This window comes from Natronobacterium texcoconense, assembly GCF_900104065.1.
In the GTDB taxonomy this organism is placed as follows: Archaea; Halobacteriota; Halobacteria; order Halobacteriales; family Natrialbaceae; genus Natronobacterium; species Natronobacterium texcoconense.
Genome location: NZ_FNLC01000002.1, coordinates 448,742 through 472,875, shown reverse-complemented (window position 1 = coordinate 472,875; position 24,134 = coordinate 448,742). Strand labels below are relative to the sequence as shown.

The 24,134-nt window shown below is 63.8% G+C and carries 26 protein-coding genes; 12 read left to right on the top strand and 14 right to left on the bottom strand.

What is annotated here, in order from left to right:
* Positions 1–140: 140 nt before the first annotated feature.
* Positions 141–1,049 (top strand): HFX_2341 family transcriptional regulator, encoded by a 909-nt coding sequence (locus BLR35_RS09730; protein ID WP_090381039.1) that lies wholly within the window; start codon positions 141–143, stop codon positions 1,047–1,049.
* Here the strand turns inward: BLR35_RS09730 and BLR35_RS09725 are convergent, their stop codons facing one another.
* Positions 1,050–1,835 carry a sensor domain-containing protein gene (locus BLR35_RS09725; RefSeq protein ID WP_244510220.1) on the bottom strand — a complete coding sequence of 262 codons (786 nt, stop codon included), beginning with the start codon at positions 1,833–1,835 and terminating at the stop codon, positions 1,050–1,052.
* 178 nt (positions 1,836–2,013) lie between these two features.
* Here BLR35_RS09725 and BLR35_RS09720 point away from each other — a divergent pair, with 178 nt between their 5' ends.
* The 7 genes from BLR35_RS09720 to BLR35_RS20970 all read left to right on the top strand — a co-directional run bounded on the left by BLR35_RS09720 (position 2,014) and on the right by BLR35_RS20970 (position 7,205).
* Entirely contained in the window at positions 2,014–2,889 is an 876-nt protein-coding gene (locus tag BLR35_RS09720; RefSeq protein WP_090381031.1) for an ABC transporter ATP-binding protein, read from the top strand.
* Position 2,890: 1 nt separating this feature from the next.
* Positions 2,891–4,531: an ABC transporter permease gene (locus BLR35_RS09715; protein ID WP_090381029.1), complete on the top strand. Its 1,641-nt coding sequence runs from the start codon at positions 2,891–2,893 to the stop codon at positions 4,529–4,531.
* A 164-nt stretch (positions 4,532–4,695) separates the two neighbouring features.
* Positions 4,696–5,043, top strand: coding sequence for an ArsR/SmtB family transcription factor (locus BLR35_RS09710; protein WP_090381026.1), 348 nt, complete (start codon positions 4,696–4,698; stop codon positions 5,041–5,043).
* Positions 5,040–5,426, top strand: a complete 387-nt coding sequence (locus BLR35_RS09705) for a hypothetical protein (RefSeq protein ID WP_244510219.1) — start codon at positions 5,040–5,042, stop codon at positions 5,424–5,426. The genes BLR35_RS09710 and BLR35_RS09705 overlap by 4 nt, the downstream gene beginning before the upstream one ends.
* Positions 5,413–5,697 carry a DUF7521 family protein gene (locus BLR35_RS09700; protein ID WP_090381024.1) on the top strand — a complete coding sequence of 95 codons (285 nt, stop codon included), beginning with the start codon at positions 5,413–5,415 and terminating at the stop codon, positions 5,695–5,697. Before BLR35_RS09705 ends, BLR35_RS09700 begins: the two co-directional genes overlap by 14 nt.
* An 82-nt stretch (positions 5,698–5,779) precedes the next feature.
* Complete coding sequence (locus tag BLR35_RS09695) at positions 5,780–6,454, top strand: sensor domain-containing protein (protein WP_090381021.1); 675 nt, start codon at positions 5,780–5,782, stop codon at positions 6,452–6,454.
* 325 nt (positions 6,455–6,779) lie between these two features.
* On the top strand, positions 6,780–7,205 hold the full coding sequence (locus BLR35_RS20970; protein ID WP_244510218.1) for a hypothetical protein: 426 nt from the start codon (positions 6,780–6,782) through the stop codon (positions 7,203–7,205).
* 9 nt (positions 7,206–7,214) lie between these two features.
* Here BLR35_RS20970 and BLR35_RS09685 read toward each other — a convergent pair whose 3' ends face one another.
* The 4 genes from BLR35_RS09685 to BLR35_RS09670 form a co-directional block, all read right to left on the bottom strand.
* A complete protein-coding gene (locus BLR35_RS09685; protein WP_090382918.1) occupies positions 7,215–8,273 on the bottom strand; it encodes an NAD(P)-dependent alcohol dehydrogenase in 1,059 nt (352 codons plus the stop codon).
* Positions 8,274–8,363: 90 nt separating this feature from the next.
* Entirely contained in the window at positions 8,364–9,251 is an 888-nt protein-coding gene (locus BLR35_RS09680) for a DUF4097 family beta strand repeat-containing protein (RefSeq protein WP_090381017.1), read from the bottom strand.
* 196 nt (positions 9,252–9,447) lie between these two features.
* Complete coding sequence (locus BLR35_RS09675; RefSeq protein WP_090381014.1) at positions 9,448–12,465, bottom strand: MMPL family transporter; 3,018 nt, start codon at positions 12,463–12,465, stop codon at positions 9,448–9,450.
* Positions 12,466–12,578: 113 nt separating this feature from the next.
* The gene (locus BLR35_RS09670; RefSeq protein ID WP_090381012.1) at positions 12,579–13,373 is read right to left on the bottom strand and encodes an alpha/beta fold hydrolase; all 795 of its coding nucleotides are present in this window, start codon (positions 13,371–13,373) and stop codon (positions 12,579–12,581) included.
* Between the two features lie 331 nt (positions 13,374–13,704).
* On the opposite strand from BLR35_RS09670, the gene BLR35_RS09665 reads away from it, so the two are divergent.
* Together BLR35_RS09665 and BLR35_RS20670 are read left to right on the top strand one after the other, a co-directional pair.
* The gene (locus BLR35_RS09665; RefSeq protein ID WP_170831005.1) at positions 13,705–16,365 is read left to right on the top strand and encodes a valine--tRNA ligase; all 2,661 of its coding nucleotides are present in this window, start codon (positions 13,705–13,707) and stop codon (positions 16,363–16,365) included.
* Between the two features lie 78 nt (positions 16,366–16,443).
* On the top strand, positions 16,444–16,602 hold the full coding sequence (locus BLR35_RS20670) for a hypothetical protein (protein ID WP_170831004.1): 159 nt from the start codon (positions 16,444–16,446) through the stop codon (positions 16,600–16,602).
* Positions 16,603–16,817: 215 nt separating this feature from the next.
* Here BLR35_RS20670 and BLR35_RS09660 read toward each other — a convergent pair whose 3' ends face one another.
* Positions 16,818–17,102: a DUF7967 family protein gene (locus BLR35_RS09660; RefSeq protein WP_090381006.1), complete on the bottom strand. Its 285-nt coding sequence runs from the start codon at positions 17,100–17,102 to the stop codon at positions 16,818–16,820.
* Between the two features lie 118 nt (positions 17,103–17,220).
* Here BLR35_RS09660 and BLR35_RS09655 point away from each other — a divergent pair, with 118 nt between their 5' ends.
* Positions 17,221–17,616, top strand: a complete 396-nt coding sequence (locus BLR35_RS09655; RefSeq protein ID WP_090381004.1) for a hypothetical protein — start codon at positions 17,221–17,223, stop codon at positions 17,614–17,616.
* 34 nt (positions 17,617–17,650) lie between these two features.
* On the opposite strand, the gene BLR35_RS09650 is transcribed toward BLR35_RS09655, so the two are convergent.
* From BLR35_RS09650 to BLR35_RS09615, 8 genes are all read right to left on the bottom strand, one after another.
* Entirely contained in the window at positions 17,651–17,797 is a 147-nt protein-coding gene (locus BLR35_RS09650) for a DUF1328 domain-containing protein (protein ID WP_090381001.1), read from the bottom strand.
* 153 nt (positions 17,798–17,950) lie between these two features.
* Positions 17,951–18,346, bottom strand: coding sequence for a helix-turn-helix transcriptional regulator (locus BLR35_RS09645; RefSeq protein ID WP_090380999.1), 396 nt, complete (start codon positions 18,344–18,346; stop codon positions 17,951–17,953).
* A gap of 259 nt (positions 18,347–18,605) precedes the next feature.
* Positions 18,606–18,836, bottom strand: a complete 231-nt coding sequence (locus tag BLR35_RS09640; RefSeq protein ID WP_090380995.1) for an Rdx family protein — start codon at positions 18,834–18,836, stop codon at positions 18,606–18,608.
* A gap of 83 nt (positions 18,837–18,919) precedes the next feature.
* Positions 18,920–19,738 (bottom strand): 5'/3'-nucleotidase SurE, encoded by an 819-nt coding sequence (gene surE / locus BLR35_RS09635; RefSeq protein WP_090380993.1) that lies wholly within the window; start codon positions 19,736–19,738, stop codon positions 18,920–18,922.
* A 56-nt stretch (positions 19,739–19,794) separates the two neighbouring features.
* On the bottom strand, positions 19,795–21,279 hold the full coding sequence (locus tag BLR35_RS09630; RefSeq protein WP_090380991.1) for a small ribosomal subunit Rsm22 family protein: 1,485 nt from the start codon (positions 21,277–21,279) through the stop codon (positions 19,795–19,797).
* The gene (locus tag BLR35_RS09625; protein WP_090380989.1) at positions 21,276–22,034 is read right to left on the bottom strand and encodes a prephenate dehydrogenase/arogenate dehydrogenase family protein; all 759 of its coding nucleotides are present in this window, start codon (positions 22,032–22,034) and stop codon (positions 21,276–21,278) included. The genes BLR35_RS09630 and BLR35_RS09625 overlap by 4 nt, the downstream gene beginning before the upstream one ends.
* Before the next feature lie 57 nt (positions 22,035–22,091).
* Positions 22,092–22,403 (bottom strand): nucleoside triphosphate pyrophosphohydrolase, encoded by a 312-nt coding sequence (locus tag BLR35_RS09620; protein WP_090380987.1) that lies wholly within the window; start codon positions 22,401–22,403, stop codon positions 22,092–22,094.
* A 117-nt stretch (positions 22,404–22,520) separates the two neighbouring features.
* Entirely contained in the window at positions 22,521–22,919 is a 399-nt protein-coding gene (locus tag BLR35_RS09615; protein WP_090380983.1) for an ABC transporter permease, read from the bottom strand.
* Between the two features lie 164 nt (positions 22,920–23,083).
* Between BLR35_RS09615 and BLR35_RS09610 the strand changes: the two genes are divergently transcribed.
* Complete coding sequence (locus tag BLR35_RS09610; protein WP_090380982.1) at positions 23,084–24,124, top strand: NAD(P)/FAD-dependent oxidoreductase; 1,041 nt, start codon at positions 23,084–23,086, stop codon at positions 24,122–24,124.
* Positions 24,125–24,134: the final 10 nt, after the last annotated feature.

Here is a 24,134-nt window from a genome sequence, read left to right as displayed (position 1 = left end):
TCGGTTCCGATGAGGAACCCAAGACGGGAGTAAGGCCCAACATTGGCGATGTGGAATTGAGCAGTATTGGATCTGACAATGGGTATAAGAACCCCCTCGAGATCAATACTGTTAGGAGTCGGACCCTCCAACCCCTACACATGCAAACCCACATCGTCCCGGTCGGCTTCGACTACGACCGGCTGATCGCGCCGCTGGTCCGCGATCAGATCGACGTCGACAGCGTCATCTTACTCGAGGGCGCCGTCGGCAGCGAGGCAAACGTCGAGTACTCCCGGCACCTCTCGGAGAAACTCGAGACGGACTTCCAGAACCTGTTAGGTGCCGAGACCGAGCGGTTCGTTCTGGAGGACGTCTACGACTACGACGAGGCGTTCGAACAGGCCTACGGCCTCATCACCGCCGAACTCGAGCGAGGCAACGAGGTCTGGGTCAACGTCGCCGCGATGCCCCGAACGGTCAGTTTTGCGTTCGCGACGGCGGCCAACTCTCTGATGGTCGAACGCGAGGAGGACCGCGAGGCGATCCACACCTACTACACGGCCCCCGAGAAGTACCTCGAGACGGAACTCGCCGAGGAGTTACGGGAACAGATCGACCTGCTCGAGGACCTCGACAGCGGCGGGGTCGACGACGAGCGAGTCGACCGTCGCCTCGAGAGCGCCCGCGACCTCCTCGCGGAGTTCGACGAACGCGGGACGACGATCGGAGCCAAAGAGATCGACGGCAGCCACATCGTCGAACTCCCCGTCACCTCCTTTTCGAACGTCAAGCCGTTCGAGGAACTCATCCTGTTCAAACTCGGCGAGGACGGCGAGTTCGACTCGGTCTCGGAACTGGCGGCATCGCTGGCTCGCGAACTCAACGAGGAGTACACCGACAGTTTCCGCTCGAAGGTGATCTACAACGTCGACCGACTCGGACCCGGCGGCAAGGGCTACATCGAGCGGGAGGAACACGGGAAGTCCTACCGGACCAGACTCTCCCGGATCGGCGAACTGTGGGTCCGGGCCCACTCGGATCGTGGTGACGACGTCCTCGAGGAGTAGCTACAGCGACCGCGCGACGACGGCGAACGGGTCGTAGCCGTCCTCGAGGGTCACGCGGGCGAACCAGCCCGAGAGACGAGCCAGACCGTTCAGGACGTGCAGCGTCACCAGCAACAGCACGATCCCGACCGCGGCGGCGGCGAGCGCCCGCGGGAAGGTGTCGATGCTCCAGTGGCCGACGGTGACGACGGCCTCGAAGCCGACCAGCAGGTAGTTCCAGCCGAGATACAGCGTCTGGTGGATCTCCGGGGCACGGTCCGGGACGACGCCGACGTACACTCCCGGGTTGTCGTAGTAGAACGGGAGCAAGAGCATGCTGACGCCGGTCGACAGGCCCGTTATCGCCAGGACGAACGACGCCAGTCCGAGGACGAACTTCACGGGGAGGTAAACCAGCGGCGTCCAGGTTTTGGGATCGGTCACCAGCGAGAGGAACTGATCGCGTCGACCATCTCCCGACAGTTCTGTTCGAAGGTCGACCTCGACCTCGAGCATCGACGACGTTAGCCAGCGTTCGAAGCCGGCCAGCGCGAGCGCGATGGCGACCGTAACTGCGAGGATAGGGATTCCGACGATGGCCCCGATGATCGTTATCGAGAAGCCGAACCCCATCGAGACGCCGACCACGACGAACACGAAGTACGCCAGCCCGAGCGGGAACGCAAGCAGCAGATAGGCCAGGTTGAGATACGTCTGGCGCTCGAGCGGGACCGAGAGGAATCGCTCGAGGCCGGTTCCGAGTCGGCTGAATCGATCGTCGGTCACCCTGGCCGTCGAACGCGCCATCTCGGTCCTGACTGCCGGCCCCGAGACTATAAACGTTGGTCACCCGTTTCGCGTCGTTGACCGATTCGCAACTGCTCGAGATCCGTCTTCATATATAACTATTTCGCAGAATTGGGAGTCTCACAATCATCAGCCCCGTTACATACTTGTGCGGTCCCTGGGATAACGTGACAAGGAAATGAACCTACGTCTCGAGAACCTCGGAAAACGATACGCGGAGGACGTATGGGGCGTTCGAGGAGTCGACCTCGAACTCGAGGAGGGAATACACGGACTACTCGGCCCGAACGGTGCCGGTAAGTCGACGCTGATGCGAATCGTGACGACCGTCTCGGAGCCGACGACCGGAACCGCCTACTGGAACGGCACCGATATCGTCGAGAACCCATCAGTGGTCCGTGAAGGGCTGGGCTACCTGCCACAGAGCTTCGGCGTTTACCCGGACCTCACCGCCGAGGAGTTCCTCGAGTACATCGCTGCACTCCGGGGACTGGACCGGGAAACCGCCGACGTCCGGATCGACGAGTTACTCTCGCTGACGAACCTCGAGCACGTCCGGAACGACAAGCTCCGAACGTTCTCCGGCGGGATGCGCCAGCGCGTCGGCATCGCACAGGCGCTGGTGAACGATCCGGACCTGCTGGTCGTCGACGAACCGACGGTCGGACTCGATCCGGAAGAGCGTGTGCGGTTCCGGAACGTCATCTCCTCGACCGCCAGCGACCGCGTCGTCTTGCTCTCGACCCACATCGTCCCGGACATCGAGGCGACGGCGAACACGGTCGCCCTCCTCGAGGACGGCGAACTGGTGACCCACACGGACCCGGAGACGCTCGTCGAAGCCACCGACGGAAGCGTCTACGAGTACCTCGTTTCCCGTGACGACCTCGAGGCAGTCCGAGAGCAGTACCAGGTGTCGAGTACGGTCCAGCGGGCCGACGGCGTCAGCGTTCGGGTAATCGCCGACGAACGCCCGGAACCCGACGCGACATCGGTGACGCCGACGCTCGAGGACGCCTATCTCCATCGAATCGAACGGCGAGGGGCGGTGTAGTATGAAGGTTGGGCGATCGTCCTGGCGTCCCATCTTCCACGTCGCACGGGCGGACTTCCGCCAGCGAATCCGTTCCCGGAAGGTGCTCGTCGTCCTGGCCGTAATCGCGTACCTCGGCTACCTGGTCAACGTCGGCACCGTCGAGATATTTTACGTGGACTCGAGCGACGGCGGAACGGTCCAGTACACCGGCGAACCCACGTCGGCGTATATTGGCCTTACCGCCGGCATGACGGGCGCATCGGTCCTGCTTTTCCTCGGGTACTACCTCCTCGCGGGCTCGCTCGAGCGGGACCGAACGACCGACGTCGACCGTCTCGTTGCAAGCACTGGCATCAGTACGCGGACGTTACTCCTCGGAAAATGGCTCAGCCACGTCGGATACGTCGCCGTCGTGCTCGGAACACTCGGGATCGCGGCGGTCATCAACCACCTCGTTCACGGGACGGGAACGACCGATCCAGTCTGGATTCTCGGAACGGTGTTTCTGCTCGGAATGCCGGTCGGTTGTCTCGTCGCGGGCGTCACGCTCCTGTTTCAGTCGACGGACTGGCTCGACGGGACGATCGGGAACGTGGTGTACTTCTTCACCGCAATGACGGCGCTGATAGTAGCACTCGCAACGGCCGACTACGCCCCGGACGAAATCCCGGTCTGGCTCCAGTTGACCGATACCGTCGGGATGTTCGTCTCGGCCGAACTGACGGCGGAGGCGCTGTATTCGGTTGCCCCGGAGTACGATGGGCTGGGAGTTGCGAACTTCGGTGCCGGTAGCGCAAGCGCAGAGATCGTCCGGTTCCACTGGGACGGCGACTGGCTGCCGCTCTGGTTCTACGCGAACCGGTTCGGGTTGATCCTCTTGGGGATCGGCTTCGCGGCGCTCGCCACCGTCCCGTACGAACGATTCGAGCGCGATGGCTCCACGAACTCCGACGGGACCGTCTGCAGGTTGCTCCGGGTGCTTCCCTCGATTCGTTCGACGGCAACGGGCCAAACGTCCGATATTCGGAGCGTCGAAAACGCGGCCCTGACACCCGTCACGGACCGAACTGCCGGGGGGATCGGCCGACTCGTGGTGCAGGAACTACGACTGCTGGTGCGTGGTCAGCCCTGGTGGTGGTACGCCGGCGCGCTCGTGATCGGAATCGCCGGTCTCACCGGTTCGGCTGCCAGTACCGGCCTCGTCGTCGTCGCAGCGATCTGGCCGCTGTTCCTGTGGTCGTCGATGGGCTCGAGGGCGGTTCGACACCGGATCACGCCGTTTATCGTCTCGTCGAAGCAGCCCTACGGACAGCTCGTCGCGGAGTGGCTCGCCGGTGCAATCGTCGCGACGGCGTTCTTCGGCGTCTCCTTGTGGCCGCTGATCGTCGAGGCGGGAGCGAGCGGTGCGGTCGTCCTCGTCGGTGCCGTCCTGTTCGTCCCGTCGCTCGCACAGGCAATGGGGTACTGGACCGGGACGAGACGGCTGTTCGAGCTGACGTACCTGCTGCTCTGGTACGTCGGCCCCCTCAACGAGGTCCCCGTGCTCGACTTCGCCGGGGCAACGTCGGCGACGGCCGGGACGACCACGCCGCTGCTGTTCGGCGGGATCGGGCTGGCAGCACTCGTTACCGCGTTCGTCCACCGGTACCGGCAGACGTAGCCGTCGTCACCCGATCCGAACAATGAATCTCCACACAACTCGACTCGGTGATGAGGTCCGAAATACGAACGGTTTCGGGCGATACGAGCCAGCACGAACGAACGACGCCGTTCGCCTCGAGTGCACCAGTGGAACTTTTGTGCTGTCAACGAAATCGAAAGACGATGAGCGACGACGGTGAGGCCGACGTCGTCGACGTCCTCAGCGACGAGTACATGCGGACGATCCTCGAGCAAACCCGCGAGGAACCGAAGTCCGTCGACGCGCTGAGCGACGCCTGTGGCGCCGATCCGTCCACTATCTACCGACGCGTCGAACAGCTACAGGAACGGGACCTGCTCGAGGACCAGCAGAAACTCGATCCCGGCGGCCACCACTACAAGGTCTACAGCGCCCGGCTCCGCGAGGTACGAATCCGACTCGACGAGAACGGGTTCGAGGTCGACGTCGATCGCGGGCCGACGGAAGCAGCAGCCGACCGCTTTACCAGACTCTACGAGGGATTCAAATGATCGGGCAGCGATCGAACTCCGGACTCGAGCCGACACCCTTCGGAGTCGAGGGCACGTTCAGCGGCCGGCTCGTACCGCTCGACACTCAGGCGGTCGGCGGATCGCCGGAACTGGTCGTGCTGGTGTTTCTCGCTTTGCTCGTCGCGACGGTGCTGTCGGTGTATCTCGCCGTTCGGCTCTATCGCGGCTATCGGGCGGGTGGCGGCGTCGGGATGCTCCTGCTCGGCGCTGGCCTCGTACTGCTCACGACGATACCCATGCTCCTCAGACTCGTCCTCTCGAACATGCCGGCTGTCGCTCCGGTCTGGCAGGAAGTGATCGCGACCGCGGTACAGCTACTCGGACTGCTCGTCATCCTGGGGGTGGTCTATGGTCGCCGCTGACCCCGCGACCGTCCTGTTCGCGACGGCGTTCGCGACCGCCTTCGTGGGGACCATCGTTGCCAGCCTCGCCTACCGGGGCTACCAGCGCAACGACAGCGACGCGATGCGCTTTCTGGCCGTCGGCATCGCCGCGATCACCGTCGGTCCGTTCCTCGTCAGCTACGGCCTCGCACCCGCCGTGGAACTGCCGGAAGCGGCGACGCTGCTCGGCATCCTGCTCGCGAACATCGTCGGCCTGCTCGCGATCCTCTACTCGCTCGAGGCGACCTAATTAAACGTTTCGCAGAGTGGTCCGGGCGACAGTTCGCGACCCCGGTTTAGGGCCGTGGCCGTCCACTCCTCGCTCGAGGACGATGAGTACGACAACGACCGACTCGACGCGATCGAACGGCGCTGCAACCGGTGGACGCGGCATCGCCGCCGCTCCGGTCGATCCCTGGACGTACCGCTCGCTGGCGTACCTGCTGCTTGCGTTTCCGCTGGCGATACTGTACTTCACTGTCGCCGTGACGGGAATCGCGACGACGCTCGGACTGAGCATCACGCTGCTCAGCCCGTTCGCGTTCGTCACTGCGCTGCTCGGTCCTATCGCGTTCGTCGTCACCCTCCTGATGTTCGTCGCGCTGGCGTGGCTCGACGGCGCGGTGACGGAGGGCCTGCTCGAGGCCGACGTCGCGCCCGGCTTTCCCGACACTGACGACGGGGCAGTTGCCTTCCTGCGGGAACTGGTACTCGGACGAGCAACGTGGCTCGGGGCCGTCTACCTGGTGTGGAAAACCCTCCTGGGGTTCGTGGCGTTCGTCGGAATCGTCGTCGGCCTCTCGCTGACCGCCAACCTCGTGATCACGCCCCTGTACTACGGCGAACACGTCGTGCTCGCGGGCTGGTATCCAATCGATACGTTCGGCCGGTCGCTGCTCGCAGCTGCCGGCGGCGTCGCCATCGGCTACGTCACGCTGGTGCTTGTGAACCTCGGCGGACGGCTGTCAGCCATAGTCGCCGAAGGGTTGTTGACTGCGAGAGAGTGAGGACGTGTCCGTATCGAGCGAGAAAAGGTAAAAGAGCTATCTGACCGTTCCAAGTGACTATTCGGTTGTCGGGAAAAGAAAGCGTATGGACCGTCGAACGTGGTTAACTACCTCCGCTGTTGGCACGGTATCGGTACTAGGTGGTTGTGTCGGTGGCCGGACGTGGAGCGATACACCACCGGAAAGCGGTTCTGAAGCGGCCGAGTGGCCAGAAGTGGCTGTCCATACGACGATAAGTGGGGACGAATTCGACGACGTATTCAGTTTCGAGGGGGCGGTCGACCAGCCACCGACGGACGACACTCCGCCTCAGATCGAACTTGGGGTGAGAAACGACGGGGACGACACGTACGAGGTGCAACTCCCGTATCCGTATCCGTGGCGGAGCTACGGTGGAGAGCACACGGACGAAGATGCAGAGATTCATCTCGTTCCGGCCGATACGGAGAAGCTCTACGCCGATCCCGACGAAGATCAGCCCGACGAGTGGGTGCCGGAACTGCCAGCGGACGGGTGTTGGACGGCGCAAACCGAGAGTAGACCTGTCTGGCCGGACGTCGGATATCCTACCGTCGAACTGGATCCAGGAGAGCAGAAGGGTGGAACGGTTACCGTCCTCAGTAGCCCGATCAACGACGAGTGCTTCCCTCGAGGAACGTACACGTTTCCCGATGACTGGCTCAGGATCGTTCGACCCGAAGAGGCGGAGCTGGATCTAGGACTCGATATCGACGTCATCGATCCGGAATAGGGCTACGACCTACTCCTCTTTGAAGTGAATTAGCGGCTTGATGATCCCGTCTTCCTTGCTGTCCATCAGTTCGAACGCCTCCTCGATCTCGTCGAACGCGAACTCGTGGGTCGTCATCGGCGTCGGATCGACACGGCCGTTCTCCAGCAGCCGTAGCAGTCGTTCGATACGGAGTCGGCCGCCGGGACAGAGGTCGGTGACGACGTCGATCTCGGCCATGCCGAGGCCCCACTCCTCGCGGGGGATGTGCCGGAACTCGCCCTCGCCGTGGTAGCCGACGTTCGAGACGGTCCCGCCCGGCTTGACGGCCTTGATGCAGTCCTGGAAGGTCTCGTCCATTCCCAGCGCCTCGACGGCGACGTCGACGCCCTCGCCGTCGGTGAGATTCATGATCTCCTCGACGGGATCGCCCTCCTGGAAGTCGACGACGTGGTCCGCGCCGTACGTCCTTGCGAGTTCCTGTCGTTTTTCGACGGTCTCAACGGCGATGATCTCTCCGGCGCCCTGCAACACTGCTCCTTTCGTCGCCATCAACCCGACCGGTCCCTGGGCGAAGATTGCGACGGTTCCGCCCACCGGGAGGTCGGCGTTTTCCACCGCGGCGAATCCTGTCGACATCATGTCCGCCGTGTACGCGGCCTCGTGGTCGCTCACCCCGTCGGGGATGTGCGCGAGGTTCCCGTCGGCGTCGTTGACGTGGGCGTACTCCGCGAAGGTCCCGTCCTTGACGTTCGCGAACTTCCAGCCGCCGAGCGCCCCATTCGACTGCGAGGGGTGGCCGTCCTGGGCGGCCCTCGAGTTCCAGTCCGGTGTGATCGCGCCGACGGCGACACGGTCGCCGGCCTCGAAGTCGCTGACGTCGTCGCCCACCTCCTCGACGATGCCGACGATCTCGTGTCCGAGCGTGAGGTTCTCGCGCTCGCCGACCGCACCGTGGACCGTATGGCAGTCCGACGTACAGATCAACCCCTTCGTCGGCTTCAGTATCGCATCCGCTGGCCCCGGTTCCGGTCGCTCCTTCTCGGTGATCCCCGTTTCGCCGATCTCCTCCATAACGAACGCTTTCATGCTCATAACGCGGTCTCTCGCCACATCGTCGGTCGGCAAAAAGGTTTCACGGCTCCCCATCGGTACGAACCGAAAACCGCAACTCGAGTCCTACTCGAGCGTCGTCAGCGTAATCCGCCCGGTGCTCGTCTCGAACCGCAGTTCCGGCCCGCCATCGCCGAGCGTCCCCGTCACCAGGTCGTCGCCGCGGGTCGCGTCGGTCAACTCGAGGTCGTCGATCTCGAGACGTCCGGTGTTCGTCCGGACGGAGAGTTCGGCGTCGACGTCGGGACTGATCGCCGCCTCGATGCGGCCGGTGCTCGCCGTAATTTCGGTGTCGCCGTCGATCGCCGGTACGTCGGTTTCGATCCGGCCCGTCGTCGTCGAGACGTCCTCCAGGAGTTCGACGTCCCGGATTTCGACGCGGCCGGTGGTCGTGTCGGCACCGACCGCACCGTCGACGTCCGTGATGTCGACCCGGCCCGTCGTGGTGTCGACCTCGAGGTCGCCGTCGATGTCCCTGGCGGTCACGCGGCCGGTGCTGGTGTCAACCTCAAGATCACCTGTCACGTCGGCGACCGTCACACGACCGACGCTGGTCCGTATCTCCTCGAGTTCGATCTCCCGTGGCAGGTCGATCTCGAGGTTCATCGAGGGCTGGCTCTCGAACCAGCCCAGCGATCCGTCCCACTCAGAGCGGAGTTCGAGGGTGCCGTCGGTCTGCTCCGTTTGGAGCGTGAGGTCCTCGAGATCGGTCCGGATCGAACTGGACTGTTTCTCGACGTCGACGCCGATCTCGTCGTGGTCGCCGCCGGTGACGGTGATTTCGCCGCTGGTGGTGTCGACGCTGAGGCGCTCGACGTCGTCGGACGAGACGGTCTCGGTGTGTGCGAGTTGCTGGCCGACGAAGGGGGTCATCCCGCTACAGCCGGCGAGTGCGGCGCTCGCGGTCGCTGCGGCACCGCCGAGTAGTTTTCGTCTGGTCGTCTTCGAGTTCATACTCGTCCGTACGGACACTACCTATGTCAATCCGGAGTCGTGACTGGCGACCGGCCAGTCTACCCCCTTCATTCATATATGGGTGCCCGCCGACTGAGGGGAGGTATTTATTACAAAAACTGCTACTCGAGCAACGCCATGCACAGTTCCTGGTATCGAAGCGTACGTCACCGGTCAGCACGGGAAGACGGGCGGTTCACCGGTTGAGACGCACGAGCACCCGCTCGCGGAGCACGAGCAGGCTCGGCAACACCGTCATGCACGCGAGGAACGCGAAGACTATGCTGAGTCCGGTCACGAGCCCGAATCGTCGGAGCGGCGGTGCGAGCGCCAGGGCAAGGACGCCGAAGCCGGCGGCCGTCGTCAGCGCGCTGCCGAGCAACGCGCCGCCGGTGCCGGTTATCGTCGCGGTGAGGACGTCGTGGATCGACTCCTGGCGCTCTCGCTCCGCGACGAACCGCTCGCCGAAGTGGATGCTGTAGTCGACGCCGAGCCCGATCGCGAGGCTCGTGATGACGGCCGTCTCGCTGTTGAACGGGACGTCGAGTAGAGCCATCGCTCCGAGCAGCCACGCGAGCGCGGCGACGACCGGAGCGAGCGTCACGGCACCCAGCGAGAGCGCACGGTGGCGCACCCAGTAGAGGACCGTCAGGAAGACCAGGATGACCACGAGCGTCACCGCGAACGCCTGGACGAGCGTCTCGAGCAGGGCGTCCTGAACGACCGCGGTCGTCACCGGTCCGCCGGTCGCGATCGCCGTCACCGCCGCTCCGTCCTCGATCTCCGCTGCGAACGCACGGGTATCGTCGGCGACGCTCTGTGCCGATGCGTCGCCGCGAACGCTGACGAGCAGTCGAGCCGACTCGTACTCCCCGTCTTCGGTCCGCTCGAGGACAGTCGCCGCTTCGTCCGGATCGGCGTCGTACAGCAGGTCGTACAGCCCCTCGAGGTCCTCGTCTGGGACGTCGTCGCCGGTCGTGTCGCGTTCCTCGAGACCCTCCGCGACGGTCTCGTTGTCCGCGGCGACGTCCTCCAGGACCGACAGCGGGCCGTCGACGGCTGCCGAGCCGTCGGGCTCGCTGTCGATCGTGCTGTTGCCGGCCACGGCCTGGCTCTGGCGTGTGTCCTCGATCGCGGGCAGCGTCGCGGGATCGGTCACGTCCCCGCGTATCAGTATCTCAGCCTGCGAGTCGGGATCCTGGAAGTTGTCGCCGAGGTACTCGGCGTCGTCGCTGATGGTGTAGGTGTCGGGCGCGAACGGTTCGGGGAAGGACTTCGCCCACTCGGGGGCGTCCTCGGGCAGGAAGTCCGCCTCGTTGAACTCCGTGTCGATGCCCGTCGCGCCGTAGGCGCCGCCGACGGCAAGCAGGAACGCGAGGAAGACGACGGCGAGCGGCGCTCGTCGAGCCAGCACGACGCCGCCGGAGAGCAGGCGGTTGATCGGCCCTGCACTCACCCCGAACGGCGACTTCGCCCGATCGCGGCCGAACCGGTTCTCGAGGACGCGGTCGACCTCGACCTTGAGCGCGGGCACGAGGATCCCGAACGCGACGAACGTCGCGAGGATGCCACCGGCGCTGAGGATCGCGAAGTCCTGGATCGCAGGTAGGGGACTCACGACGTTCGAGAGGAATCCGATCCCCGTCGAGAAGGTGGCCGCGGCGAGCGCGAGGACGACGCCGCTGACGCCGACGGCCATCCCGGTCCGGATGCCGCGAGCGACGCCGCCGTCCGTCCGCTCGTCGCCGATATCGAGCACGCCGGCTCTCGCCTCTCGGTAGCGCATGACCACGTGCAGGGCGTAGTCGATCGAGAGCCCGATCAGCAGGAACGGGACCGCGATCAGGAGTTGGCTCATCGGAATCTCGAGCCAGCCCATCAGCCCGCCGAGCCAGGCCATCACGACCGCGATACCGCCGAGACCGAGCAGGACGTCGACGACGTCGCGGTACGTGATCGCGAGGATCGTCAGGACGAGCACGAGCGCGACAGGGGTAATGATGATGAAACTGTCACCGACCGCACTCGAGGAGGCGGCGTCGGTGATTCCCTGGCCGAAGACGAACCCGTCGTCGAATCGTTCCTCGAACAGCGATTCGACCTCGAGTTGGGCTTCGTAGGCCGCTTCGGGATCCTCGTCTTCGCCGCTGTCGTCGGCCTGGAAGAGGAACGTGATCCGGGAGTCGGCTTCGGTGTCGCCGGGTTCGTAGTCGGCCGGGAGGAACTCCGCAGGGTCCTCGTCACCGGCGTCGGCGTCGGGATCGAGGACGTCAGCGAGCAGTTCCTCGACCTCCTCGTCGGAACGATCCTCGAGTGCGTCGACCTGCTCCGCGAGCGTCGGTCCGTCGCTCTCCTCGAACGCCTCGCGGTCCTCCTCGAGAGCTTCGAAGTCAGACTCGAGTGCCTCGAACTCCTCCTCGAGCAACCCGACCGTCGCACCGGCGTAGACACCCTCGAGACGCTCCTGTAGCTCCCCGTACTCGTCGACCGATTCGGGATCGTCGGTCGTTTGCTCGATCACGAACAGACCCGACTCGATTTCGCGGGCCTGCTCTGCGAACTGTGCGTACTCGTCGGCCTCCTCGTCGTCGAGGTCGGCCGCTGCGGTCGTCTCCTCGAGGACTGCCTCGAACTGCGCCTCGAGTTCGGCGGCGCCCTCCTGGTACTCGGGATCGGTTTCGTCCGTCGTCGCGTTCAGCTGCTCGTACTCGCGCTGAATTTCGCGACTCTCGTTGATACCCTCCTCGAGTACGTCGCTTCTGGCCTCGAGTTCGGCCTGGCGTTCGCCGAGTTCCTCGCCGCGTTCTTCGAACTCGTCGACCCGGTCCTCCGTGTGGGCCGCGATTCCGACGGCGTTCTCGAGACCGACGAAATCGTCGTCGGCGACGGTTTCGTTTATCGACTCGTTCCCGAGGGCGTCCTGCTGGAAGGACAGCGACTCGAGCAGCGACTCCCTGGTGAGGACGTCGCCACCCTTGTCACGGACGACGATCTGTGTGACGACCTGTTCGTCGGTGTTGTAGTTGTCCTCGACGTACTCGAGGGCGGCCTCCTCTTCGGAGCCGGTCTCGAACTCGCCGATACCGGCGTCTTCGGTCTCGTTGACGACGGCTCCCGCCGCGACCCCGGCGGTCACGAGCAGCAAGATGACGATAACGAGTTTGCTACGAGCGACCAGCCCATCGGCGTACCGTGTGGCGAGGTCACTCACCATCGATACGACCACCTACACGTCGTACACGACCGAACGCTCGCAACCAGTGCATCGACTGTCGCTCGTACACGAACACTGATAACACTTCTACCAAACGACCGTCTGAAGCCGTGTTACTCCGGTGCATCGACCCGTCGAACGAACTGTTCGACGACCCTCGTGAACGTCTCCGGGCGGTGGAGGTTACAGACGTGGCCGACGCCCTCGAGTACGATCACGTCCGCGTCGCCAGCCAGGGCGTGCTCTCGCTCGCCGCGACGCATGATCATATCGCGCTCGCCGTTGATCACGAGCACCGGGCCACGATAGGTCTCGAGGGTCGCTCGGACGTTTCGCCCTCCCAGATCCGGTCCTGGCATGCCGAACTCTCGCGGGAAGAGTCCCGACTCGATGATCTCTCGTTCGTGTTCCGGGTCGAGGTCCCGGTTGCGAACCCAGCGTCTCCCGAGTCGCTGAACGAGTTGCTCGATACGGTCGCTGCGGGTCGCCAATCGTGCGACGGCTCCGGTCAGTCGCGTCAGGAGGTTCATCCCCCGGACGGGGTTGACGCTGCTCCCGACGATTACGAGGCCGTCGACCTTGTCCGGATATCGGCTCGCGTACTCGGTGATCACGTAGCCACCCAGCGAGAGGCCGACGAGGATCGCTCCGTCGTCCGTCAGCGAGTCGACGACGTCGTCGAGGACCCTGATTCCAGACTCGAGATCGAACGATACGCCCGCTCGCTCACCGTGGCCTGGGAGGTCGGGCGCGATGACGCGGTACTCGTCGGCCAGCGCGTCCCGCTGTGGCCCCCACATCTTCCGCGTGAACATCGCTCCGTGGACGAAGACGATCGGTCGTCCGTCCGGCGGGCCGGCGACGTCGACGCCGCGAATCTCCGTCGTAGCCGAACGCTGTCGATCCATAGCGCGACGTCGTATACGGGGCAGTTCCTTAGTGGTGCTGCCGGCAGACCGACGGGCGCGTTCGCGAAAGAACGCGAAACACCTAACATCCTCCCCGTTGCTACTGGTGAGTATGATCCGTTCCGTCGCGGATTCGGCCGGCACGTTCGACGGCCCGCGCGACGCCGTCTTCGTAGGGGCCCCGTAGCCCCGCATCTCCCACCCCGTTTCGACGGATGTATTGTTCCAGACCGAAATTCACCGAGCAACGGCCAGTATCAGCTATGGACGACCGATCATCCACGATCCCACGATCGACGCATCGACGACGCCCGCCACGGGCGGTGAGAGCATGAGTATGGAGAAAGAACGCGAGGAGCCGACTCTCGAGGGCGGCTACGACCCCGAAGCGGTCGAGCGCCGCTGGCAGGACGCCTGGGTCGACGAGGACGTCTACGCCTACGAGAGCGACCCCGAACGCGACCCGAACACGACATACGCGATCGACACGCCGCCGCCGACGGTGTCGGGGAGCCTCCACATGGGCCACCTCTACGGCCACACGCTGCAGGACTTTGCCGCGCGATTCCAGCGGATGCACGACGGCCACGTGCTGTTCCCCTTCGGCTACGACGACAACGGAATCGCCTCCGAGCGTCTGACCGAGAAGGAACTCGACATCCGCCACCAGGACTACGAGCGCCGCGAGTTTCAGGAACTCTGTCGCGAGGTCTGCCAGGAGTACGAAGCCGAGTTCACCGACAAGATGCAGGGGCTGGGCTGTTCGATCGACTGGGACAACACCTACAAGACGATCGAACCTCGCGTCCAGCGCATCTCACAGCTTTCCTTTATCGACCTCTACGAGAAGGGCCGAGAGTATCGCAAGAAGGCACCCGCGATCTGGTGTCCCGACTGCGAGACCGCGATCTCCCAGGTCGAGATGGAAGACGACGACCGGGGCTCGCACTTCAACGACATCGCGTTCGAAGTGACGAGTGACGGCACCGACCGCGACGAGTTCGTCATCTCCACCACGCGACCCGAACTGATCCCGGCCTGCGTCTCCGTCTTCGTCCACCCCGACGACGACGAGAACCAGGACCTCGTCGGCGAGACCGCTCGTATCCCGATCTTCGGCCACGAGGTGCCGATCATCGCCGACGAGCGCGTCGACATGGAGAAAGGCAGCGGCATCGTGATGTGCTGTACCTTCGGCGACCAGAAGGACATCGAGTGGTACCAGGCCCACGACCTGCCGCTGCGCGTGGCGATCGACGAGTCCGCGACGATGACCGACCTCGCCGGCGACTACGAGGGCATGTCCACCGAGGAAGCCCGCGACGCCATCGTCGAGGACTTAGAGGAGGAGGGCTCCCTCCGCGATCGCTGGGAGATCTCCCACACCGTCCAGGTCCACGAACGCTGTGACACGCCCGTCGAGTTCCGCGTCTCCAAGCAGTGGTACGTCGAGATCCTCGATCACAAGGAGGAGTACCTCGAGGCCGGCCGGGAGATGGACTGGTACCCCGAGAAGATGTTCACTCGCTACAAACACTGGATCGAGGGCCTCGAGTGGGACTGGCTGATCTCGCGCCAGCGCGACTCGGGGATTCCGTTCCCGGTCTGGTACTGTGCGGACTGCGATCACGAGATCATCGCGGAGAAGGAGGACCTCCCCGTCGATCCCCTCTCGGACGAACCACACGTCGACGCTTGCCCCGAGTGTGGCGGCGACGAGTTCGTCGCCGAAGAGGACGTTTTCGACACGTGGGCGACTTCCTCGCTGACTCCCCTCGTCAACGCTGGCTGGGACTGGGACGAGGAGAGCGAGGAGTTCACGATGGCGAAGCCGGAACTGTATCCGTTCGACCTGCGCCCGCAGGGTCACGACATCATCTCGTTCTGGCTGTTCCACACCGTCGTCAAGTGTTACGAACACACCGGCGAGGTGCCGTTCGACGCGACGATGATCAACGGCCACGTCTTGGACGAGAACCGCGAGAAGATGTCGAAATCGCGTGGTAACGTCGTCGCGCCCGACGAGGTGCTCGCGGAGTACCCCGTCGACGCCGTGCGGTTCTGGGCCGCGAGTGCAGCGGTCGGCGACGACTTCCCGTACCAGGAGAAAGACCTCACCGCCGGCGAGAAGCTGCTGCGAAAGCTCTGGAACGCCTCGAAACTCGTCGACAATCTCGCACCGCGCGACCCCGACGAGCCCGCAGACCTCGAGCCGATCGACCGCTGGCTGCTCGCGGAACTCGACGACGCCACCGAGGAGCTGACCGACCACCTCGAGAACTACGAGTTCGCGAAGGCCCGCGACCGCCTTCGGACGTTCTTCTGGAACACGTTCTGTGACGACTACCTCGAGATCGCGAAGGAACGCGAGGACAACCCGTCGACGCAGTACGCGCTGCGGACGGCTCACCAGACCTTCCTCGAGCTGTGGGCACCGTTCCTGCCCCACGTCACCGAGGAGATCTGGCAGGCGGTCTATGCTGGCGAAGGAGACCTCGAGGAAACCAGCATCCACGTCCGCGACTGGCCTGGCGTCCGCGGCTACGACGCCGACCTCGCGGCCGGCGAGACCGCGATGGAGGTCATCTCTGCGCTACGACGCTACAAGAGCGAGAACCAGCTCCCGCTGAACGCCGACCTCGAGTCCGTCGCCGTCTACGGCGAGATCGACGGCTTCGACGACGCCATCGCGAACGTGATGCACGTCGCCGACCTCGAGATCCTCGAGGACGAGCCCGAAGTGACGACCGAGGTCGCCTCGATCGACCTCGACTACTCGACGCTCGGCCCGAAGTTCGGCGAGAAGGTCGGCGAGATCGACGCCGGCATCGAGAGCGGCGAGTACGAGATAGACGACGACGCTGGCGTGCTCCGGGTCGCCGGCGAGGAACTCGAGGACGAATTGTTCGAAGTCGAACTCGAGCGCACCTACTCCGGCGAGGGCGAGATGATCGAGACCGAATCGGCGGTCGTCATCGTCGAGGACGCCTGATCCAACCGGAACTACCTACTATATAATAGAACAGGGAACAGGAAGATTGATGGCGACTTGTAATTCACCTGGTGGTGAATGAAAGAAGACAAGATAGTCATTAGCATTATTGGGTTGCAGATCACGATTCTGGCTATCGGATTTGCGATCTTTTTCGAGATAGATCCACCACTCCAGTTGGTGATTTTCGCACTGGTGGGGTTATTAATAAACGTGATTGTCGCCATATTCGGATGACGATTACTGGTGGACGTCGTATCATCCACTCTTCTCAGCCTGCGTACGCCGTAAAACGAGCTAATTAGAACACTCCAAGTATTGAAAGTCAAGGTCAACCTCAGCCTTGATGAGTTCAGGGTCCGCCACAGATCAGCGTGTTCGCGGAGCGCACCTACTCCGGCGAGGGCGAGATGATCGAGACCGAGTCGGCAGTGGTCATCGTCGAATAACGCCTAGATCGCGTCGTCCGGGTCGTGTTTCTCCGCCATCCGCGTCGCTTCGGTGGCGTACTGTTCTTTCAGTTCGGGGTCGTCGACCGGACCGAGATTCGACGACTCGGACTCGACCGCCGCGGTCGTCCCCCGGACGTCCGAATCGCCCGTAAGCGCCCGTTCCTTTCGGAAGTACTGCCTTCCGTCGGTCGTCGCGTACGTGAGGATGATCAGGTTCTGTTCGTCGTCCGAATAGGTTCGTTCCACCAGCCAGACTCGAGTGGTTTCGTCGGTTTCGCTCGCCATAGTCGCCCCTTCGATGTGGATGACAAAGTTCGTCGGGGGAGGTACTCGAGGGAAGATGTTCGGTTGCAGACACGACGAGCCACAATTACTATTCTGCCGGAACAGAGGGCCGATAATAATGACGGGGGAACGGTTGGGAGATTCGAAACGATCCGTCGAACGGTGGGACGACGTATTCGAGGCGCTCGCGGCCGAACCACGGCGACGACTGGTGGTGTCGTTGCTGGACGAACCCACCGGGCGACGTATCAGCCTTCCTGACGCTGCGACGTTGGATTCGATGACGGGGCGAGAACGTCGGGCCTTCGCGCTCGCGCTCAAACACCGACATTTACCGGTGCTCTCGGATCGAGGGTTCGTCGACTGGACGACCGATCCGTTCTGTGCCCAGCGAGGCTGGCGGTTCGACGAAGTCGCGGCCGTCGTCGACGCCCTCGAGTCGAACGGGGGCGAACTGCCACTGTCGCTGCTCGAGGGATGCCCTCGCCTCGAGAGCGATCACTCGAGGGAGTAATCGCGCTCGCGCCACTCCTGGTCCGGCCGTTACGTTACAGCAGGAGTGAGATTATCGCGAGCACGAGGAACAGCATTACGAGCCACTTCGCGATGCTCATCGTGAGTCCTGCGACACCAGTTGCTCCGAGCGCGCCAGCGACGATCGCGATGACGAAAAACAGCAGTGCGAGTTCTAACATGGACGGATAGAGGGCCACGAGATGGAAGGGCGTTCGGCCTTCATACGCGTCCGAACTCGTACTGGCGGTTGGGTTCGGACGAACGACTGATAGTCGAGTGCGGCACAGTTGTAGAAATTCGCGTTTCGCCGGTGAATCGAGACAGCAGACGCCTCACTCGTTTATGTGCGATCGATACCCTTTGGGTTCGAATCCGCGTCGACAGATGACCTCTTTCCGACCGACCGTGATGGCACTGATCTGGTCGTCGTCTTCCATCCGATCGATGACGCCCGAGAGCCGTTCCTCGGACCAGCCGGTCTCTTTCTGGACGGTCTCCTGGTTGACGCGACCGCCACGTTTGACAAGCAGTCTGAGAACCTTGTCCTCGTCGGGAAGTTCGCGTTCGTCGACGCCGTACTCGATCTCTTCGGCGTAACTCAGCGTCTCGTCGGTGCCCTGTTCGTCGTCCGATTCCTCCGTCGTCGTGGACTCGCCGGTCGAGGCGTCGTCGGTCGAACCGCGGGACCAGAGAGACGAGAGACGAGTCCTGAGTGAGTTCAGTACCATGTGTTGGTTACCCTCCATTGCTGTGAACGATGGCGGTAGCGCTGGCACAGACAGTGACGGTGTGACCGTCGGTCCGCGAACGCGTAGTTAGCTTTCGTTTCGCTTTCATCGTACATATATTTGTATCGCAACTGCTGTAGCGACAGTGATAACACGATATCGTTGACGTCTTCCTCGCCAAAGGCGGGCCGCCTTGCGAGACGCAAGCCGACCTGTGTGTCCGTTTCGCCCGATATTCGAAGATGCACGGTTCGCTGGCCTACAGGTGCTCCCTGACCTGGCGGACGATCTGGTCGACGTCGTACTCGTCTTCTGCCTTGTCGAAGACGACCTCGTCGCCCACGCGGGCGACGAACACGCCGTTGGCTCCCGTTCGCAGGGTAACTGCCTCGAGTTCTTCTCCGAACGTCGATAGGAGGGCGTGCTGGACGTCCTGTGCACGCGAGAGGAATCCACAGGGGACGCAGTATTCGATCTCGACCGTTACCATACGAGACTGTTCACCGTCGAGGTACAAATCAGTCGGGATTGTCACCGAACGCTGATAATCCGGTCGCACGACGTGTCGGGCAGTCAATCGCGTCGGTCGTCGATCCCGGCCCTGTCGTGGTACCGATCCGCGAGTTCCTCGAGCAGTTCGTGGTGGTTCGTCGAGTGGGGTGCAGTCAGCGGCGAGACGCTGATCCGGCCTTCGGCAACGGCGCGACGGTCGGTCCCGTCGGGGTCGGGTATTTTTTCGGGATCCATCGACTCCCAGACTCGGTCCTTGAGACGGATCCGGTCGCCGTCGCGTTCGGCGTCCATCTCGTAGCGTTTCGAGGGACGAGTGATCTCGATCGGCGCCGGGTCGCCGTCCGCGACCGGCACGTTGACGTTGAGATAGGCGGCGTGATCGAAGACGCCAGCCTCGAGGGCGTGTTCCGCCAGGTAGGTCGTCACGCGAGTCGCTTCGGCGAAGTCCGCAGTCTCGAGTTCGACCTCCGCAAACGAGATGTCGCCGACTGGGACGTACATCGAGGTCGCGATCGCGGGCACGTCGAAGAAGGCCGCTTCGACGGCGGCGCTGATGGTCCCCGAGCGTCCGAGGACGTATTCGCCCAGGTTAGCCCCCTCGTTACAGCCGGCGACGACCAGGTCGGGGACCGTCTCCGGCGTAAGCGCGGACAGGCCCGCGACGACGCAGTCGGCGGGCGTCCCGTCGAGAGCGAACCCGAGTTCGTGTTCGTAGACGTCCACCTCGTGCGAAATCGAGCGTCCGCAGGCGCTCTGGTCGTCCGTGGGAGCGACGACGGTCACGTCGGCGTGCTCCGAGAGTGCGTCGTACAGCGCCCGGATACCGGTGCTGTCGATCCCGTCGTCGTTGGTCAACAGGATCTCGAGGGAGTCGCTCATACCGGGTCGTCGACCGCCGGTGCGAAAAGAACACCGCTTCAGTAGGTCGTGTCCGTTCAGCCGATCCGATCGACGATCGTCTCCTCGTCGACGACCAGGTTGTAGGCTTCCTCGTCGTCGTTCCAGAGCGCGAGGATCTGCTCGAACGAACAGACCTCGCCGTACTCCGCCTCGAGCAGCGGCCGGTTGAGCGCCGTCTCCTTGGTCACGACGGCGTAGTGGTCGATCGACTCGCTGCCGTCGCTGATCTTGAACAGTGGATTCGATCCCGAACGACCGGCGTCGTCTTCGCTCAGCGACCGGCTCAGTTTCGCCGCGACGAGGTCGATCCGGTTCGTGACGTGACGCTCCATCTGGGCCATCTTCGCCCACTCGTCGGCCTCGAGCGAGAGGTCGATCCGGCGCTTGCCGTCGACGCGCAACAGCGAGTAGGAAAACTGCACGTCGACGTTGACGAACTCGCCTCCCTCGTGGTCGGGATCGTCGGCGGCGTCCTCGAGTTTGCGCTGGAACGACGGTACCTCGAGATCCGGGCGAACGTCGAACGACCAGCCCCGGTCGGTCGGACGGTCGTTCGGCCAGAGCCGAACGGCAGGGCTGTAGACAGTGACCCCGTCTTCCGTTCCGCCGTGGAGCCGTTCGTCCTCGACCGCCCGCTCGAGCTCCCGAAGCTGGATGCTCGTGTTCTTGTCCGCAGGTGCCATCGCGAGCAGGGTGCCGTCGGGTGCGAGCGTCTCGAGATACTTCCGCAGGACGGCGTCGGGATCCTCGAGTTCGCTCAGAACGTTACAGGCGAGCAAGAGATCGAAGCCGTCGTCGGCGTCGGTCGGGTCGAACGAGTCGCCAGCGACGGAACTGGGGTCGAACGCCTCGGCAGTCTCCCGGTGGACCGTCGGGTGTACGTTCCGGCCCGTCTCCGCGAGCAGTTCCTCGAGGACGTCCGCGGCCGCGCTCGGTTCGATCGCGTGGTACTCGAGCAAGGCGTCCTCGGGGAGGTAGTCAGAGAGACCCATCGCGGGGCCGCCGACGCCGGCCCCGACGTCGAGTACCCGCAGGTTCCGTCCCAGCAGGCCGCGATCAGCCAGATCGTCGAGCGCGTACTGGACCGCCGCGTAGTAGCCCGGCAGGTGATAGATCGCGTAGCCCGCGGCGACGTCGTCGTCGTACTCGACGTGGCGCCCCTCGAGGTAGTGATCTTTGAACCGGCGGATCGTCGACCGCAGCAGGCTGCCCGTCGGATCTTCGTGCCAGTCGACGCCGTAGCGGTCGACCAGCAGATTCTCGAGTGCGTTCCCGTACTCGGCGGGGAACTCGGTAACCGGTCGCTGGTTTGGCCCGACGGGGTCGTCCTCGACGGGAACGAAGCTCCCGTCCTCGCGTTCGATCAGTCCGAGGACGGGCGCGTCTTCGCGGAGGTGCTGGCGAACGACCGCGGGATGTGGCGTTCCCTCGACGTACTCGCAGATTTCCTCGGGATCGATCGGTCGGACGTTCCGTAGATACTTGGCGTTCGATCGGATCGCCTCGCGCTGGTCGCTCATTCGTGATCACCCTCCTGCCATCGGTCCGCTGCTTCCCGGTACAGTCGTTCGAATTCGGTGCCGTCGGCGTCCGCGATCCGGCGTGCTGCCTCCGCGACGGCGTCGGCCCCGTCGAAGGCGTCCTGGATGTCGGCGTAGACTCGCGGCGTCCCCTCGGTCATCTGTTCGGCGAGCGTCTCCATCTGCTCGTAAATCGGCGTTTCGAACCCCTCGGGAACCGACTCCGACTCCGCCGCCAGCGCGAACGCGAGGACGGCGGCGTGGGTCGTCGCCTGAACCGTCTCCATCGCCTCGTCGTGTTCGGCCGCCGTCGTCTCCCGGAGATCGTTACCGCTTGCCTCGAGATCCTCGAGCAACGCCTCCGTTACTGGTCCCTCGCGGTCGCGAACGACGGCGATCGAGCCAGGTGCACGCTCGGGCGCAAAGAGCGGATGCAGACTCACCCGCTCGCGTTCGGGCGCGTATTCTCGCATCGTCTCGACGGCCGGTTCCATCACGCCCGAGACGTCGACGACCGCTCGCTCGGCACGATCCGCGTGGGCGGCGACCGCGTCGGTGACGTGTGCCATCGGCACCGCGAGACAGACGACGTCGTATCGATCGTCGGCCTCGAGATCCGTGACGTCGGCATCCCCGACGACGTCGGCGGCTTCGACCGCGGCCTCCGGGTCGACGTCGGCGAACGTGACGGGTGCGTCGATCGCCTGCCCGAACCACGTCCCCATCGATCCCGCGCCGACGATCAGTACGTCCATCGGTGGGACGTACCGCCTGCCGTCGCAAAAGGCGTTCGATCGTTCGGCTCGAGTGAACTACTCGACTCGCTCGAGCACGATCCGCTCCTCGAACCGTCCCCGTTCCTGGGCTTTCTCAGAGCGGAGGTCCTCGAGTCGCTCCCTCGAGACGCCCTCGTGGGCTCGAATAGCGTGAACGACCTCGAGGACGTCGGCCAGTTCCTCGATCTCCTCGCTCTCCCGAAATTCTGTGACTTCCTCGTCCAGTTTCTCGAGCAATCGGCGTCCGTACTCGTTGTCGTCCGCGGTGTGGACGACCGGCGTCTCGCCGTCTCGTTCGATGATCTCCGGGATGTCGTCGCGGACGAGTTTGTCGTACTCTCGAGGCATACGTCGGGATCGAACGCCTGGGTCTTGTAACTGGCCGGTTTCGTTGAAACACTTAATCGAGGACGAGTTTCGGGAACCGTGTTGAATACAGAGCACGAACGTAACACGAGATCTGGCTCACTTTGTGAAAATGGACTGCACGAAAAGAGCCGCCAGTATCGTCAGGTTGGCCAGAACGCCCATCGAAGCGACCGTCCAGTCGAGGGCAGTAAGAACGAGCGAAAATACTGTGACTGCGAGCAACAAGAGTCGCCAGTATCGCCAGTCGCTCACCAACGCGACAGCCGACGCGACGAACCCAATCCCCGCCACGGCGGTCAGCACGGCAAAGATGCGGATCCCTATATCACCCACGTCGATGGCACCGCCGAGCAGTGTCGTCTTGTAGGGGAGGTCGGCCATCTCGACTACTTCGAAGTACACCCCGATTCCGAGGAAGTGAATGAGTCCGTGAAGCGCAAGTGCGACTGCTGCCAGATATAGAAGGTACCCTGCCACACCGCTCCGTGAACTCATACACCGCCGTATCAGGATCGCGCGTAAATAGCTACTTCAGGTACCGATGTTCGTCACAGCGATCGGGTCAGTATACGGAGCCAGCTTCATACGACTCGAACCACCTTACCGACCCCACACAAGTAGCACGAGAATACTTGAGCCGGCAACCCACAGGAACGACCATGAGACGGATCGGAGTCGTCGGCGCAGGTGCGGCTGCGGCGGCCGCGACGTACGTGCTCTCGGAAACCCTCGAGGACGCCACGATAACGGTCCTCGAGAAGTCCGGCGGCCTCTGTGGTCGTGCGGCGACGCGGCGTCGCGACGACGTCGTCTACGACTACGGAGCCAACTACGTCAAATCCGCGGACGAACGGGTTACTGAACTGCTTACCGGGACGCTCGAGACCGACGGTCTGGTCGAGATAGACGAGCCAATCTGGACGTTCGATCGGAGCGGCAGACTCTCGCCGGGCCGGGAGAACACCGGACACAAGTGGACCTACCGCCGCGGACTGACCCAGATCGCGAAGCGACTGTTCGACCGGACCGACGCGGACGTTCATCGCCGTACCCGCGTCGAGCGGCTGATTCGAGACGACGGCGTCTGGCGACTCGAGGACGCCGACGGAGCGACGTGGGGCCCCTTCGATACCGTCCTGTTGAACCCGCCCGCACCCCAGACCGCCGACCTGCTCCGGTCGGCGGAGTGGGACGCCGACCTCCGCGAGACGCTCGTCGAGGTCGTCGACGACGTCCCCTATCGGACGATCTGGACCGGCGTCTTTCACTACCCGTTCGAACTCGAGGTTCCCTACTACGCGCTGATCAACACGGATACGGACCACGAGGTAGGGTGGGTTGCTCGCGAAGAGTGCAAACCCGGCCACGTTCCCGACGGCGAGTCGCTGCTCGTCGTCCAGGCGAGCCCCGGGTGGTCGACCGATCACTACGACGAGCCACCCGAGGACGCACTTGCGGAACTGGCATCGATCACGGCCGAGTTGCTCGCGGACGACCGACTCACGGAACCCGACTGGACGGACCATCAGGGCTGGCGGTACGCACTTCCCGACGAGGGCGTGGTGAGCGGCCCGCTTCGAAGCGCCGAAAAAGAAGGACTGTACTGTCTCGGCGACTGGGCCGCCGGCGAAGCCCGGGTCCACGCCGCCTTGCGTAACGGCCTCGAGGTCGGCGAACGGATCGCGCTCGAGTCGGTTTGAGTCACAGCGC

What these genes read in the sequence shown, in the direction of transcription:
- BLR35_RS09730 (WP_090381039.1), top strand. Translation starts at nt 141, where the DNA reads ATGCAAACCCACATCGTCCCGGTCGGCTTCGACTACGACCGGCTGATC.
- BLR35_RS09725 (WP_244510220.1), bottom strand. Translation starts at nt 1,835, where the DNA reads ATGGCGCGTTCGACGGCCAGGGTGACCGACGATCGATTCAGCCGACTC.
- BLR35_RS09720 (WP_090381031.1), top strand. Translation starts at nt 2,014, where the DNA reads ATGAACCTACGTCTCGAGAACCTCGGAAAACGATACGCGGAGGACGTA.
- BLR35_RS09715 (WP_090381029.1), top strand. Translation starts at nt 2,891, where the DNA reads ATGAAGGTTGGGCGATCGTCCTGGCGTCCCATCTTCCACGTCGCACGG.
- BLR35_RS09710 (WP_090381026.1), top strand. Translation starts at nt 4,696, where the DNA reads ATGAGCGACGACGGTGAGGCCGACGTCGTCGACGTCCTCAGCGACGAG.
- BLR35_RS09705 (WP_244510219.1), top strand. Translation starts at nt 5,040, where the DNA reads ATGATCGGGCAGCGATCGAACTCCGGACTCGAGCCGACACCCTTCGGA.
- BLR35_RS09700 (WP_090381024.1), top strand. Translation starts at nt 5,413, where the DNA reads ATGGTCGCCGCTGACCCCGCGACCGTCCTGTTCGCGACGGCGTTCGCG.
- BLR35_RS09695 (WP_090381021.1), top strand. Translation starts at nt 5,780, where the DNA reads ATGAGTACGACAACGACCGACTCGACGCGATCGAACGGCGCTGCAACC.
- BLR35_RS09685 (WP_090382918.1), bottom strand. Translation starts at nt 8,273, where the DNA reads ATGAAAGCGTTCGTTATGGAGGAGATCGGCGAAACGGGGATCACCGAG.
- BLR35_RS09680 (WP_090381017.1), bottom strand. Translation starts at nt 9,251, where the DNA reads ATGAACTCGAAGACGACCAGACGAAAACTACTCGGCGGTGCCGCAGCG.
- BLR35_RS09675 (WP_090381014.1), bottom strand. Translation starts at nt 12,465, where the DNA reads ATGGTGAGTGACCTCGCCACACGGTACGCCGATGGGCTGGTCGCTCGT.
- BLR35_RS09670 (WP_090381012.1), bottom strand. Translation starts at nt 13,373, where the DNA reads ATGGATCGACAGCGTTCGGCTACGACGGAGATTCGCGGCGTCGACGTC.
- BLR35_RS09665 (WP_170831005.1), top strand. Translation starts at nt 13,705, where the DNA reads ATGAGTATGGAGAAAGAACGCGAGGAGCCGACTCTCGAGGGCGGCTAC.
- BLR35_RS20670 (WP_170831004.1), top strand. Translation starts at nt 16,444, where the DNA reads ATGAAAGAAGACAAGATAGTCATTAGCATTATTGGGTTGCAGATCACG.
- BLR35_RS09660 (WP_090381006.1), bottom strand. Translation starts at nt 17,102, where the DNA reads ATGGCGAGCGAAACCGACGAAACCACTCGAGTCTGGCTGGTGGAACGA.
- BLR35_RS09655 (WP_090381004.1), top strand. Translation starts at nt 17,221, where the DNA reads ATGACGGGGGAACGGTTGGGAGATTCGAAACGATCCGTCGAACGGTGG.
- BLR35_RS09650 (WP_090381001.1), bottom strand. Translation starts at nt 17,797, where the DNA reads ATGTTAGAACTCGCACTGCTGTTTTTCGTCATCGCGATCGTCGCTGGC.
- BLR35_RS09645 (WP_090380999.1), bottom strand. Translation starts at nt 18,346, where the DNA reads ATGGTACTGAACTCACTCAGGACTCGTCTCTCGTCTCTCTGGTCCCGC.
- BLR35_RS09640 (WP_090380995.1), bottom strand. Translation starts at nt 18,836, where the DNA reads ATGGTAACGGTCGAGATCGAATACTGCGTCCCCTGTGGATTCCTCTCG.
- surE (WP_090380993.1), bottom strand. Translation starts at nt 19,738, where the DNA reads ATGAGCGACTCCCTCGAGATCCTGTTGACCAACGACGACGGGATCGAC.
- BLR35_RS09630 (WP_090380991.1), bottom strand. Translation starts at nt 21,279, where the DNA reads ATGAGCGACCAGCGCGAGGCGATCCGATCGAACGCCAAGTATCTACGG.
- BLR35_RS09625 (WP_090380989.1), bottom strand. Translation starts at nt 22,034, where the DNA reads ATGGACGTACTGATCGTCGGCGCGGGATCGATGGGGACGTGGTTCGGG.
- BLR35_RS09620 (WP_090380987.1), bottom strand. Translation starts at nt 22,403, where the DNA reads ATGCCTCGAGAGTACGACAAACTCGTCCGCGACGACATCCCGGAGATC.
- BLR35_RS09615 (WP_090380983.1), bottom strand. Translation starts at nt 22,919, where the DNA reads ATGAGTTCACGGAGCGGTGTGGCAGGGTACCTTCTATATCTGGCAGCA.
- BLR35_RS09610 (WP_090380982.1), top strand. Translation starts at nt 23,084, where the DNA reads ATGAGACGGATCGGAGTCGTCGGCGCAGGTGCGGCTGCGGCGGCCGCG.